The sequence below is a fragment of the Flavobacterium movens genome (genome assembly GCF_039581425.1).
Lineage (GTDB): Bacteria > Bacteroidota > Bacteroidia > Flavobacteriales > Flavobacteriaceae > Flavobacterium > Flavobacterium luteolum.
The window spans coordinates 76,811-88,680 of record NZ_JBCPXY010000014.1 but is presented as its reverse complement, the minus strand read 5'-3'; the positions used below and the strand labels follow the sequence as shown (position 1 = coordinate 88,680).

Genomic DNA, 11,870 nt, shown 5'->3' with positions numbered 1-11,870 from the left:
TAAAAATAATTCTTAGTGGTCAATTTGTACGATTTTAGTTATACCAAATCTAACGTAAAATAACCTTACCTAAAATAATCTATTGTATCAAATTATCAACTGTATCAAAATAAATCTATATTCAATAGATAATGATACGACTAAATGTATCAAAAAAAACCTTTGATTTATTTTGATGTGTCAGAAAATACCTGGACTTTTGAAATATGGAAAAAGCAATTATCATATCCCGCTGTTCGACTAATGAGAATCGTCAAGATGTTACACGTCAATCTCAGGAGCTAATTTCTAATTATGGAAATCAGTATGACATTGTAAAAGAGTTCACTTATTACAAGTCAGGAACTAAAAATGATGAGGTTAATGCCGAGATTTTAGAGTACGCTATCAATAATAAGGTAACCCATATAATTTCTTTGGAGATTTCGAGAATTTCCCGCAAGATATCGTCTTTTGCTTTGTTTTTGGAAAAATGCAATGAAAACAAGATCAATATCATTATCGATAACTTCAAGCTTCATACCTTGCTACCTTCAGGAGAAATTAATGGGATGGTTCAAACGATGCTTTCGATTGCTTCAACTTTTGCCTCGTTAGAATTGTCTATGATTAAGGAGCGATTAAATTCGGGGCGTGACAAATTTATTCGTGATGGTGGAAAGCTTGGGCGTAAAGTTGGTTCTGAGAAAGAACCAAGGCAACTTATGTCAGAGCATGCCGATATTGTAAAATTTATAAAGCAAGGTCAATCAGTTCGCAACATAATGAAGCTAACAGGAAAAAGTAGTGGTACAATACAAAAAATAAAAAAATTAGCAATATAAATTAATAAACCCCTCTGAGAGATCAACAGAGGGGTTTGTTAATTTATTAAAAAGTTTATTTTTATTTTTCTAAAACAATGAATGGACCACATGATTATAATGCTTTATTTTAAGCTATGAGGTCACATTTATAGAAACTACTCGAAGAGTGGATGCAGGTATGTATAGGTATGTTTAAGAACCATAAGGGGGGTATTATATCTCGAAAAAAATCCCAAAAAAATTTCGACTAGCTATTCGAATACCCTAATATTTCAGAAAACAAAGTCTCAGGAGCTAGCAGGTAACTAGTCAAATTGTTTTTCAGACAAGGCAGGGCAGGAGGGGTATGACTACCCCAATTGCTCAATCCTTTTACGTATTCCTTCAATTTCTTTTTCCAATTGTAATTTCTGTAACTGAACATGTAAATCTTGTTTGCGATTCGGGTCATTTTCGACAGAAATTTCCAATTGTTTAACTCTTATTCTATCGTCGATACTAGTTACCATTCTAATTCTAAGTATTTTTCTGGAACATATCTGAATTTATAAAAATCATTTTCCTTATATAATTCACCGCATTTAAGTTCCCATCTTTCCTCTAAAACTACTTGTCCCCAATGCGTAGAAACTTCTAGTCCGCATAGTATTTTCCATTCCGAACCATTTCTTCTTAATTGTTTGTATACTGATTCTGTAAGATTTGGATTTACTTTCTTGTATCTCTCGTAATTATAAGGCTGTAACCTTCTAGGAATGAACCTGAGTTCTCTATTTAATTTTTTATTATCAAGTTTTTTGTTTTTTGTTTTTTCCATTTTTTATATGATTGTTATTTCACCACTTTTTTTAAGGTAACTGATGATGCTACCATTATTATTTATTTTCTCAATTTGAGTACGATATTGACCAAATTCAATATATTTTTTCAGCACTTCAGAAACGGCAATCTCAACACGGTCCTTATATCCATCAGTTACTGCATGAAGATGATTTACTCCACGTCCATCTGCTTCAATTACGTAACCTATATTTACAGATGGTAATTCCTGTTTAACCTCTTTAATCAACTGTATGTGATAATTAATGTCGTAACTATCTTTTGTATTCCAAGTGACCAATGTCTCCCATTTATGGTTTGTTAAAGTTGTTTGACTCTTTTTGTACTTTGGAAGAAACTCATCTATCAACGTATAATGAATTTGCCAAGCCTTTCCATTACGGTTTAATAAACTAGGAACATTTAAGTACTTTTCTTTCACCAATTTCATACGATATTTTAAGGTCCTTGGTGATAATCCTGTTATTTCTTCTAATTGATTTAGTTGGTAGTATATTCTAGCTCTACCATTATTTATATCATTAATAATTCTTTTACTTTCTTCTTTCATTTTGCTTATCTATTTGACACAACTAGGACAAGAGAAGTTTGATTCAATTTGTCCTTATTCTAATAAATATGCACCTAATCAGTAAAAGCCAAAAATATTTTTGAAATCATCAAAATTTTCTTAATTACAGATGATTTCAGTCGCTTCACCCAAGATAAATTTTAAGTACAATAAGTAAATGATAAAAGATTTAAAAGTTGAAATTGCACCAATAAAACTTAAGGAGCAATGTAGAGTGGTTGTGAAGCCTAATAGAATAGTGTCTGAAATTAATAAGCCACTTGAGAGATCAAGTAGCTTACTAATTTGTTTTAAAGGTGTTTTTATTCTATAGGTGTGTCCCTGTCCAATGTTATGTAACTGCTCCAATCTTTAAAGTCGAAAATGTTGTCTCTAATGCATATGGCTTTTGAAAAACCTTCATGAATAGAATCATAAAGTTTTTTTTTGCTATTAGACTTTACAAAACAATTCACATCAAATCGTTTTCCTTCTCCATATAATGAATAGTTGATTTCCAATTTATCATCTTCTGTATTGTCCAAAATAAACTTCATTATTCTGTGAATATCGCTTTCTGAATAACAATAATATAGGTGGATAGTCAAAGCATAACGTTTTGCCCATTTTTTTCTAGTAGGTGCAAACCTATCCAACGCTAACTGATGAACTCTCCATTTGAGATTTCTATCCTTATGAATACAGCCTGGACCCTCTTCCTCAAGTATATCAAGAATTATTCTTCTGATATTACTTTTTGATTGACTTGTTAGTTCACTTATTTGTTTTACCGTTAAATACAAGTTGTCGTATTCACCTTCTTCATAACCTATCGGTATTACAACACATTTTTTAGGTTTCGTTTTAAAATTTATTTCATTGTTTTTTTTATTTTTTGTCATTTTTTTTACTTGTTTTATTTTTCAACCTATTAAGAACATGACAAATGGTTCTCTCAATAGATTTCTTATTTATAATAAATGCCTCGAAATTCAGATATTTTGAAAGACGAAATATTTACTAAGTGATAAGCAACTAATTTATCACTTGTTAATCCTAAAAAGCTAGGACCAAGAAAATACAGCCAATAGATACTGGTTGATGCTTTCTGAAAATTTAATTTTGATTTGTTGAAGTAAGGACTTCTTTTTGTCCTCTTTAATTAGAGTATTGAGTAGGTGTTCCGTTATTTGCCGAAGCGGGTCACTAAGAGGTCATTTTGTACTATCGACACCTGTAATAGTATGACCTTTTGAGGTTAATACAAAACTACGATTTTTTTTTGATGGTGTCAAGTAGGTGGAGGCGATTTTTTTTGTATTTGACCTGAAATTATTGGTCTTACACAATTTAATTGTTGATTTTTATAAGTTATAAAAATGTTTTGGGGGAAATACGGGGGTAATGAGAAATAAAAAACCCTTTAATCGTTATAAATTAACGTTTAAAGGGTTTTTAAAGTGCGGATAATAGGACTCGAACCTACACGCCTTGCGGCACCAGATCCTAAGTCTGGCACGTCTACCAATTTCGCCATATCCGCGGTAATTGTGGGTGCAAAGATAGGCATACTTTTGAATTATCAAAGCATTTTTTGAAAATTTTTTTTAATTCTCTTTTTCGTACTTTTGGTTTTCTATAAAAATAATTTAAATGGAAAATATTAAGTCCTACGTTCAACAACATAAAGATCGGTTTATCAACGAATTGATCGAATTATTAAAGATTCCGTCGGTTTCTGCCGACACTGCATATTCTCAAGATGTTATTGACACAGCAGAGGCTGTAAAAGAAAGTTTATCAAAAGCAGGGTGCGATTATGTCGAAACTTGCGACACTCCAGGTTACCCAATTATCTACGGAGAAAAAATTATAGATCCAAATCTTCCAACGGTTTTAGTTTACGGCCACTACGACGTACAACCGCCAGATCCATTAGAATTATGGACTTCACCACCTTTTGAACCGGTTATTAAAACTACAGATATTCACCCAGAAGGCGCCATCTTCGCGCGTGGAGCGTGTGACGACAAAGGTCAGATGTATATGCATGTAAAAGCGCTTGAGTTAATGGTACAAAGCAATACGCTGCCTTGTAACGTAAAATTCATGATCGAAGGTGAAGAAGAAGTAGGTTCTGCAAGTTTGGCTTGGTTCGTAGAGCGCAATCAGGAAAAACTGAAAAACGACGTAATCTTGATTTCAGATACAGGAATGATCTCTAACCAACAGCCGTCTATCACGACAGGTTTAAGAGGTTTGAGTTATGTTGAGGTAGAAGTTACAGGTCCAAACCGCGATTTGCATTCAGGTTTATACGGTGGAGCTGTCGCGAACCCAATTAATATTTTGGCAAAAATGATTGCTTCGCTTCACGACGAAAACAATCATATTACAATTCCAGGTTTCTACGATAAAGTAGAAGAATTATCTGCAGAAGAAAGAGCAGAAATGGCAAAAGCGCCTTTCAGCTTAGAAAAATATAAAAATGCTTTAAATATCGAAGATGTTTACGGTGAAAAAGGATACGTAACCAACGAGCGTAACTCAATCCGTCCGACTTTAGACGTAAACGGAATCTGGGGCGGTTATACTGGCGAAGGTGCTAAAACGGTTATTGCAAGCAAAGCTTTCGCTAAAATCTCAATGCGTTTGGTTCCAAATCAGGAATGGGAAGAAATTACAGAACTTTTCACGAAACATTTTATAAGTCTTGCTCCAGCCGGAGTTACGGTAAAAGTAACGCCTCACCACGGTGGTCAAGGTTATGTAACGCCAATTGACAGCATCGGATATCAGGCAGCAAATAAAGCATATACAGAAACGTTTGGAGTTCCTGCAATTCCAGTTCGTTCTGGTGGAAGTATTCCGATTGTGGCTTTGTTTGAAAAAGAATTAAAAAGCAAAACGATCTTAATGGGATTTGGTTTGGATAGCGATGCTATTCACTCGCCAAATGAGCACTTCGGAATCTTTAATTACTTGAAAGGTATTGAGACTATTCCGTTGTTTTACAAGTATTTTGTGGAATTAAGTAAATAAGGTGTTTTGCCGCGAAGGCGCTAAGACACTAAGTTTTGTTGTGTTTTTGCTCGCAATCCCGATAGCTATCGGGAGCTAAAGTCGCAAAGATTTTTTGATGCTTTGTCAAAGTTTAATTCAGATACAAATCCGTTCAGAAATGAGCGGATTTTTTTGTTTCCCATGTTTTAAGATTCAAAAGAAAAACCTTTGCCACTTTGCACCTCTGAACCTTTGCTTCTAAAAAAGAAACTTTTTTCTTGCATATTTAAAATTTAACTCTACATTTGTAGAAACGAATCTATAGTTGTAGAGCAATGATAAATTTGAAAAATATCTTTTTAGTATTTCTTTTGGGTTCAATGCTTTTGAGCTGTAAAAGCCAGCCGATTAATCAGAAAATTGACAAGAAAAAAGAAGGCGTTTGGATAGATAATTATACGCAGGATGGTACAAATTATAAATCGTATGAATATTATAAAAATGATCTTCCGGTAAAAAAGTGGAAATCATACATTAATGGGAAAATCTATAAAACAGAGAAATATAAAAACGGAATCTGTGTCGTGAAAAGTTATTACGAAAACGGAAAATTGGAATCCAAAGGAAAAACTAAATTTGAGACTGATTCGGTTCAGTCGCATTGGTTTTATTTTGGAGAATGGAAGTTTTATTCGGACAAAGGAAAATTAAAAGGAATCAAAAATTACGATAAAGGAGAATTGATTTCAGAACAAAATATTAAATAAACCAACTAACCTCTAAACCATGAAAAAATTAATCACGTTTTCTTTTATTGTACTAAACTGCATTTTGATGCAAGCCCAAACGTATAAAGAATGGACTAGTAAAGCAGATTCTTGCTACCGAGCACAAAACTATAAATTGTCTGTTGATTTTTACGAAAAAGCCTTTAAAGTAGAAAACAAAGATTCTGGTGATTTTTACAATGCAGGATGTTCTGCAGCTTTGGCTCAGGAAAATAAAAAAGCATTGAATTGGCTGAATTTGGCAATTGATAATGGATTTGAAGATATTGCTCGTATGAAAAAAGATAACGATTTAAAATCTTTGCATGAAGATAAGGACTGGAAAAAAATGATCGCTAGATTTCAAAAGAAAAGAGATATTGTTGAAGTTAACTATGATAAACCGTTACAGAAAGAACTTTTGGATATTTATGCAGAAGATCAGGATATTCGTGGTGTAGCCATGAAAATTATTAAAACAGATGGTCGTGGAAGCAAAGCTTTGGACAGTATTGGCAAAATTATGAGTTATAAAGACAGTATAAATTTAATTAGAGTTATCAAAATATTAGATGAAAAGGGTTGGGTAGGAAAAGACGTTGTTGGCTCTCAGGCTAGTCAGGCGTTGTTTTTAGTGATACAGCATGCCGATTTAAAATATCAGCAAAAGTATTTGCCCATGATGAGAGATGCCGTTAAAAAAGGCAATGCAAAAGCAAGTTCTTTGGCTTTATTAGAAGACAGAGTTGCTTTGCGTGAAGGAGGAAAACAAATTTATGGAAGCCAGGTAATGAATCATCCGATTACGAAGAAACCCTTTGTTTCTCCGCTTGAAGATCCCGATAATGTAGATAAAAGAAGAGCATCAGTAGGACTAGGAACTTTATCAGATTATCTTAAATATTGGAATGCAACTTGGGATGTTGAGGCTTATAAAAAAGAACTTCCTGAACTGGAGGAAATCATTCGTCAAAAAAAAGGTTAAGTAAGAATGGTTATTATAAATGAGTTGCTGAGAAACGAGATAATGAAAATAAATTCGTGACAAAAGAAAATTAATTTGAGAACATATTAATTTAATAAAAGGCTAAATTTAACCTATGAAAAAATCGATTGTTTTTATTTTACTTGTAATCAATTTTGGCTTTTTAAATGCTCAAACGTATAAAAACTGGGTTCATAAAGCAGATTCGTGCTATACGGCAAAAAACTATGAGTTGTCTGTTTCGTACTACGGAAAAGCTTTTAAAATAGAGCAGAAATCATGGTCAGATTTGTACAACGCGGGCTGTTCTGCTTCTATGGCAAGACAGCATAAAAAAGCATTTAAATGGCTGAATCTTTCGATCGATAACGGATACGAGAATATGGCGCATATTAAAATTGATAACGATTTAAAGTCTTTGCACTCGGAAAAAGAATGGAATAAAACAATTGACAAACTCCAGAAGAAATTAGATATTATTGGGGCAAATTATGATAAGGTGCTAGAAAAACAACTTGCAGAAATTTATACCGAAGATCAGGAAATTCGTGGGGAATTTATGAATGTTTATAGAGCCGCCAAACCTGATAAAAAGAAAATTGACAGCATTGGTAAAATCATGCAAAGAAAAGACAGTATTAATCTCATTAAAGTGACGAAAATACTGGACGAAAAAGGCTGGTTAGGAAAAAATGTTGTAGGCTCTCAGGGAAATCAGACTTTATTTCTGGTGATTCAGCATGCCGATTTAGAATATCAGCAAAAATATCTGCCTATGATGAGAGAGGCGGTTAAAAACGGAAATGCCAATCCGGGAAATCTGGCGTATTTAGAAGATAGAGTGGCTTTGAGAGAAGGAAAAAAACAAATTTATGGCAGTCAGAGTTCAATGAATAAAAAGACTAATAAAATTCGTATATCGCCCATGATAGATCCAGATAATGTAGATAAAAGGCGTGCAGAAGTCGGACTTGGAACTATGGCCGAATATGCAACGAAATTGAATATTGACTGGAATTTGGAGGAATATAAAAAGGAATTGGCTGAAACAGAAAAACTTGAAAATATAAAACCATGATACAATTATCAAATGCAGAAGAACAGTTAATGGAGTATTTATGGAAGCTTGAAAAGGCTTTTATGAAAGATTTGCTCGAAGCGTATCCGGAACCAAAACCGGCAACAACAACCGTAGCGACGCTTTTAAAACGAATGATCGATAAGAAGTTTGTGGCGTATAATGAATTTGGGAATTCTCGGGAATATTATCCGCTGGTAAAGAAAACAGACTATTTTGCAAAACACGTAAAAGGACTGATTAGTAATTTCTTTAATAATTCGGCTTCGCAATTTGCTTCGTTTTTTACAACCGAAACCAATTTATCGTCTTCAGAATTGGAAGATCTTAAAAAAATAATCGATTCAGAAATTCAAAAAAAGAAAAAATGATAACGTATCTTTTAAAATCAGGTTTACTGCTTGCTGTTTTTTATGCAGTGTATAAATTGTTGTTAGAAAACGAAAGGATGTTTCGTTTTAATCGTGCTTATCTTCTCGGAAGTTTAATTTTTAGCCTAATTATTCCGCTGCAATTGTTTTCGATTGCATCATTTTTTCCGTCAAAAATTAAAGCAATTCAGCTAGATGAAATAATGATTGTGTCTAATCAATCAATCTTAAACGAAGTTTCGTACAATCAAATCGTATATTTCTTTTTAGGTGCAATTTATGTTCTAATTGCAGCAATTTTACTGATTCGATTTGCTGTAAATGTGTCTTCCTTTTTCTTCAAAATGAAAAAGAATTCGGTACAATTTATAGACAATCAGAAACTTGTTTTAATGAAAGAATCGATTTTGCCACACTCTTTCTGGAATGCTATTTTTATTAGTAAAGAAGATTTTGCAAATGGAAAAATTCCATCAGAATTAATCGCTCATGAAAAAGCACATTTAGAGCAAAAACATACATTGGATATTCTTTTTGTTGAGGTTTTACAAATCGTATTTTGGTTTAATCCGATGTTTGTTTTGTTTGAAAAAGCCATAAAGCTCAATCATGAATTTTTGGCCGATGAAGCCGTAAATAGACAATTTGGTGAAATAAAAAATTACCAGAATCTGCTGTTAGATTTTGCTTCAAATAAACAAACTGTTGCTTTGGCTAGTACTATCAATTATTTAATAACTAAAAAACGCTTGCTTATGATGACCAAAAAAGAATCGGCAGTAAAAGAAATCGGCAAAGTATTTATTGTTGGAGTTGTTTGCAGTTTGTTATTGTTTGCTTTTAATGCAGAGGCAGCTGTACAAACTAGTTTTAATGGAAAAAACAGTATTGATGTTAATGAAAAGGCAGATGTTACTCAGCCACAATTTCCTGGCGGAATAGAAAAGTTCTATATGTTTGTGGGACAAAATTTTAAAATGCCGGAAGAGTTTTCGAAACAAAAAAAGGATGGAAAGCTTTTTATTGAATTTATGGTCGAAAAAGATGGAAGTCTGTCTGAGTTTAAAGTCGTAAAAGATTTAGGTTATGGAGCTGCAGATGAAGCAATAAGAGTTTTGAAACTTTCGCCAAAATGGATTCCCGCAACTGAAAATGGTCAGGCTATTCGCGTGTTGTATTCGTTGCCTATAACGCTTCAGAGTGAGAAATAGAGGTTCTGAGTTTCTAAGCTGCTAAGATGCTGAGTTTTTTTCTTTGTCAAAGTTTCAAACTTTGACAAAGATTGGAGTTTGTCCAAAACCTTTATCGCTTTGTGCCTTTGAACCTTTGCTTCTTTGCACCTCAAAATAAAAAAATCCGCTTCTTGATGGGAGAAGCGGATAAAATTAAAAACTAATTAAAAAAAAATTCTAAAAATAAACATGCAACCTAGACTAAAACAAGTCTGGATTGTAACCAAAATAAGGTACATTTTGTTCGTTAAAAATGACCCCGTATTCTTCTAATTCCTTCAAAATAGGTTCGTAAACTTCTTTTTTAATTGGAAGCTGAACGCCTGGAGTTGTAATTTTTCCGTTTAAGATTAACAAAGTGGCAATCGCAACCGGAAGTCCGACTGTTTTTGCCATTGCAGTATAAGTTTGGTCTTCGCCAATGCAAACCATTTTAGAGTCGATTTGTTTCTTTTCGCCATTCAATTCATAGCCAAACTTGTGATACATCACAATCATATCTTTATCTTCTGGTTCAAGAGCCCAGCTTTCAGATAATATTTTCTCTAAAATTTGTGCTGGAGTTGCATTTGGCAGATTTACTTTTTTGTTTGGGTTAAATAAATCCAACTCCAAAAGTTTATCCCACATAATATCGTCCTGATCGATTTTTAGAATCAATCGAGTTTTAATTTCGACAGAATCTGTTGGATGATACGGAAGAAAGGAATTGATGAACTGACGATAACTCATATTTTCTGACCCCTCCAAAACATAGCTATCATCAGTCATCCCGAGCTGTACAAACATATTCCAAGCGCGAGAATATCCCACTCTTCTGATTGTACCTCTATATAAGGTAAGAATATCATCTAAACCATAAACCGATCTATATTTAAGCGAATCGCGATTAGAATAAGCTTCAAATTTTCCGTAGCCTTCTACTTCAAGAAATTCGGTTCTTCTAAACAAAGCGCTATACGGAATGTATTTATAAGTTCCTTCCTGAATAAACTTTGCAGCACCGCCTTGTCCCGCCAAAACAACATTTCTTGGCGCCCAAGTAAATTTGTAGTTCCATAAATTATTGTCAGATTCCGGAGCTACAAGTCCGCCGCAGAAAGATTCAAACAAAAGCATTTTACCGCCTTTTGATCTGATTTCGTCAATGACTTTCATGGCGCTCATGTGGTCGATGCCTGGATCAAGGCCAATTTCGTTCATGAAGATCAGATTATTTTTGATAGCTTCTTCATTTAAAGCCTGCATAGCATCGCTGATATAAGAAGCCGTAACAAGATGTTTTTTAAATTCCAGACAATCTTTTGCAATTTCGATATGCAGATGTGCGGGAAGCATTGAAATTACGATTGACGCATTTGCAATAGCTTTCTTTCTTTCGTCGGCATTAAAAATATCTAAGGCAAGCGGAGTGGCATTTGGGTGATTTTGTGTTTTTGCTTTAGCAAGATTCAATGAAAGGTCAGCTACCGTTAAATGCAGCTTTTCTTCATTAGATTTTGATAGTAAATATCGAATCAAAGAAGATGCAGATCTTCCTGCTCCAAATATTAAAATGTTTCTCATGTCTTAAATATTTAACACAAATATATTTAAATGTTATAAATATAACAATTCAAATTAAAGAAAATAAAATTATTTTTTTCGCAAAACCCCAAAAATAATTTGATTTTGTTCTAAATAATCTAGGAACAAAGGCGGTTTTTCAGTTCGTTTGAAGTATTTTTGTTTGAAATTTAAAAGAGATATATTATGAAAAGAAGAATCGTTTTAACTGGAGCTTTTATTGGTATGTTAGCTATTATTTTGGGCGCTTTTGGTGCTCATTTATTGAAAAAATATCTTTCGGTTGATCAATTAAATACTTTTGAAGTTGGTGTTCGCTACCAAATGTATCATGCTCTTTTTCTTCTATTTTTATCTACCCAAAAAGATATTGCAGAGAAGACTCTAAAAACGATCTATAATTTAGTTGTGGCAGGCGTTTTACTTTTTAGTGGTTCGATCTATTTATTGGCAACAAAAGACTATACACTTTTCGAATCTAAAATTATCGTATTCGCAACACCTTTGGGTGGTTTCTTATTAATTATTGCTTGGGCGCTATTATTCTTTACGATTTTGAAGAGAAAATCATAAAATCCCGAAAAAAAAATTCTGTCTAAGAATTAATCTTTAATTTTGTCACATAAATAACATATAACTTTATTTGTGTGACTTTTTTGTATTTTCTGTTGT

Annotated in this window: 13 protein-coding genes and 1 tRNA gene; 8 read left to right on the top strand and 6 right to left on the bottom strand. The window is 33.2% G+C overall.

Annotation, left to right across the window (positions count from 1 at the left end; translation table 11 throughout):
- Positions 1–206 precede the first annotated feature (206 nt).
- A complete protein-coding gene (locus AAYQ05_RS20685) occupies positions 207–824 on the top strand; it encodes a recombinase family protein (RefSeq protein WP_343545168.1) in 618 nt (205 codons plus the stop codon).
- 332 nt (positions 825–1,156) lie between these two features.
- Here AAYQ05_RS20685 and AAYQ05_RS20680 read toward each other — a convergent pair whose 3' ends face one another.
- The 5 genes from AAYQ05_RS20680 to AAYQ05_RS20660 form a co-directional block, all read right to left on the bottom strand.
- On the bottom strand, positions 1,157–1,315 hold the full coding sequence (locus tag AAYQ05_RS20680) for a hypothetical protein (protein WP_343545167.1): 159 nt from the start codon (positions 1,313–1,315) through the stop codon (positions 1,157–1,159).
- Positions 1,309–1,623: a hypothetical protein gene (locus AAYQ05_RS20675; RefSeq protein ID WP_343545165.1), complete on the bottom strand. Its 315-nt coding sequence runs from the start codon at positions 1,621–1,623 to the stop codon at positions 1,309–1,311. Before AAYQ05_RS20675 ends, AAYQ05_RS20680 begins: the two co-directional genes overlap by 7 nt.
- A 3-nt stretch (positions 1,624–1,626) precedes the next feature.
- Positions 1,627–2,196: a hypothetical protein gene (locus AAYQ05_RS20670; RefSeq protein WP_343545164.1), complete on the bottom strand. Its 570-nt coding sequence runs from the start codon at positions 2,194–2,196 to the stop codon at positions 1,627–1,629.
- Positions 2,197–2,519: 323 nt separating this feature from the next.
- On the bottom strand, positions 2,520–3,098 hold the full coding sequence (locus tag AAYQ05_RS20665; RefSeq protein WP_343545163.1) for a hypothetical protein: 579 nt from the start codon (positions 3,096–3,098) through the stop codon (positions 2,520–2,522).
- A 559-nt stretch (positions 3,099–3,657) separates the two neighbouring features.
- Positions 3,658–3,739 (bottom strand) — tRNA-Leu (locus AAYQ05_RS20660).
- 110 nt (positions 3,740–3,849) lie between these two features.
- On the opposite strand from AAYQ05_RS20660, the gene AAYQ05_RS20655 reads away from it, so the two are divergent.
- The 6 genes from AAYQ05_RS20655 to AAYQ05_RS20630 all read left to right on the top strand — a co-directional run bounded on the left by AAYQ05_RS20655 (position 3,850) and on the right by AAYQ05_RS20630 (position 9,611).
- Positions 3,850–5,238, top strand: a complete 1,389-nt coding sequence (locus AAYQ05_RS20655) for a dipeptidase (RefSeq protein WP_343545162.1) — start codon at positions 3,850–3,852, stop codon at positions 5,236–5,238.
- A gap of 296 nt (positions 5,239–5,534) precedes the next feature.
- Positions 5,535–5,966, top strand: coding sequence for a toxin-antitoxin system YwqK family antitoxin (locus AAYQ05_RS20650; RefSeq protein ID WP_281634609.1), 432 nt, complete (start codon positions 5,535–5,537; stop codon positions 5,964–5,966).
- Between the two features lie 19 nt (positions 5,967–5,985).
- Positions 5,986–6,951 (top strand): DUF6624 domain-containing protein, encoded by a 966-nt coding sequence (locus AAYQ05_RS20645; protein WP_343545161.1) that lies wholly within the window; start codon positions 5,986–5,988, stop codon positions 6,949–6,951.
- A gap of 115 nt (positions 6,952–7,066) precedes the next feature.
- A complete protein-coding gene (locus AAYQ05_RS20640) occupies positions 7,067–8,029 on the top strand; it encodes a DUF6624 domain-containing protein (protein ID WP_343545160.1) in 963 nt (320 codons plus the stop codon).
- A complete protein-coding gene (locus AAYQ05_RS20635) occupies positions 8,026–8,400 on the top strand; it encodes a BlaI/MecI/CopY family transcriptional regulator (RefSeq protein WP_343545159.1) in 375 nt (124 codons plus the stop codon). Before AAYQ05_RS20640 ends, AAYQ05_RS20635 begins: the two co-directional genes overlap by 4 nt.
- Positions 8,397–9,611 carry a M56 family metallopeptidase gene (locus AAYQ05_RS20630; protein WP_343545158.1) on the top strand — a complete coding sequence of 405 codons (1,215 nt, stop codon included), beginning with the start codon at positions 8,397–8,399 and terminating at the stop codon, positions 9,609–9,611. Before AAYQ05_RS20635 ends, AAYQ05_RS20630 begins: the two co-directional genes overlap by 4 nt.
- 222 nt (positions 9,612–9,833) lie before the next feature.
- Here the strand turns inward: AAYQ05_RS20630 and AAYQ05_RS20625 are convergent, their stop codons facing one another.
- Positions 9,834–11,198: a saccharopine dehydrogenase family protein gene (locus AAYQ05_RS20625; RefSeq protein ID WP_343545156.1), complete on the bottom strand. Its 1,365-nt coding sequence runs from the start codon at positions 11,196–11,198 to the stop codon at positions 9,834–9,836.
- Positions 11,199–11,384: 186 nt separating this feature from the next.
- Here AAYQ05_RS20625 and AAYQ05_RS20620 point away from each other — a divergent pair, with 186 nt between their 5' ends.
- On the top strand, positions 11,385–11,771 hold the full coding sequence (locus tag AAYQ05_RS20620) for a DUF423 domain-containing protein (RefSeq protein WP_308067518.1): 387 nt from the start codon (positions 11,385–11,387) through the stop codon (positions 11,769–11,771).
- The last annotated feature ends 99 nt before the right edge of the window (positions 11,772–11,870 follow it).

What these genes read in the sequence shown, in the direction of transcription:
- AAYQ05_RS20685 (WP_343545168.1), top strand. Translation starts at nt 207, where the DNA reads ATGGAAAAAGCAATTATCATATCCCGCTGTTCGACTAATGAGAATCGT.
- AAYQ05_RS20680 (WP_343545167.1), bottom strand. Translation starts at nt 1,315, where the DNA reads ATGGTAACTAGTATCGACGATAGAATAAGAGTTAAACAATTGGAAATT.
- AAYQ05_RS20675 (WP_343545165.1), bottom strand. Translation starts at nt 1,623, where the DNA reads ATGGAAAAAACAAAAAACAAAAAACTTGATAATAAAAAATTAAATAGA.
- AAYQ05_RS20670 (WP_343545164.1), bottom strand. Translation starts at nt 2,196, where the DNA reads ATGAAAGAAGAAAGTAAAAGAATTATTAATGATATAAATAATGGTAGA.
- AAYQ05_RS20665 (WP_343545163.1), bottom strand. Translation starts at nt 3,098, where the DNA reads ATGACAAAAAATAAAAAAAACAATGAAATAAATTTTAAAACGAAACCT.
- AAYQ05_RS20655 (WP_343545162.1), top strand. Translation starts at nt 3,850, where the DNA reads ATGGAAAATATTAAGTCCTACGTTCAACAACATAAAGATCGGTTTATC.
- AAYQ05_RS20650 (WP_281634609.1), top strand. Translation starts at nt 5,535, where the DNA reads ATGATAAATTTGAAAAATATCTTTTTAGTATTTCTTTTGGGTTCAATG.
- AAYQ05_RS20645 (WP_343545161.1), top strand. Translation starts at nt 5,986, where the DNA reads ATGAAAAAATTAATCACGTTTTCTTTTATTGTACTAAACTGCATTTTG.
- AAYQ05_RS20640 (WP_343545160.1), top strand. Translation starts at nt 7,067, where the DNA reads ATGAAAAAATCGATTGTTTTTATTTTACTTGTAATCAATTTTGGCTTT.
- AAYQ05_RS20635 (WP_343545159.1), top strand. Translation starts at nt 8,026, where the DNA reads ATGATACAATTATCAAATGCAGAAGAACAGTTAATGGAGTATTTATGG.
- AAYQ05_RS20630 (WP_343545158.1), top strand. Translation starts at nt 8,397, where the DNA reads ATGATAACGTATCTTTTAAAATCAGGTTTACTGCTTGCTGTTTTTTAT.
- AAYQ05_RS20625 (WP_343545156.1), bottom strand. Translation starts at nt 11,198, where the DNA reads ATGAGAAACATTTTAATATTTGGAGCAGGAAGATCTGCATCTTCTTTG.
- AAYQ05_RS20620 (WP_308067518.1), top strand. Translation starts at nt 11,385, where the DNA reads ATGAAAAGAAGAATCGTTTTAACTGGAGCTTTTATTGGTATGTTAGCT.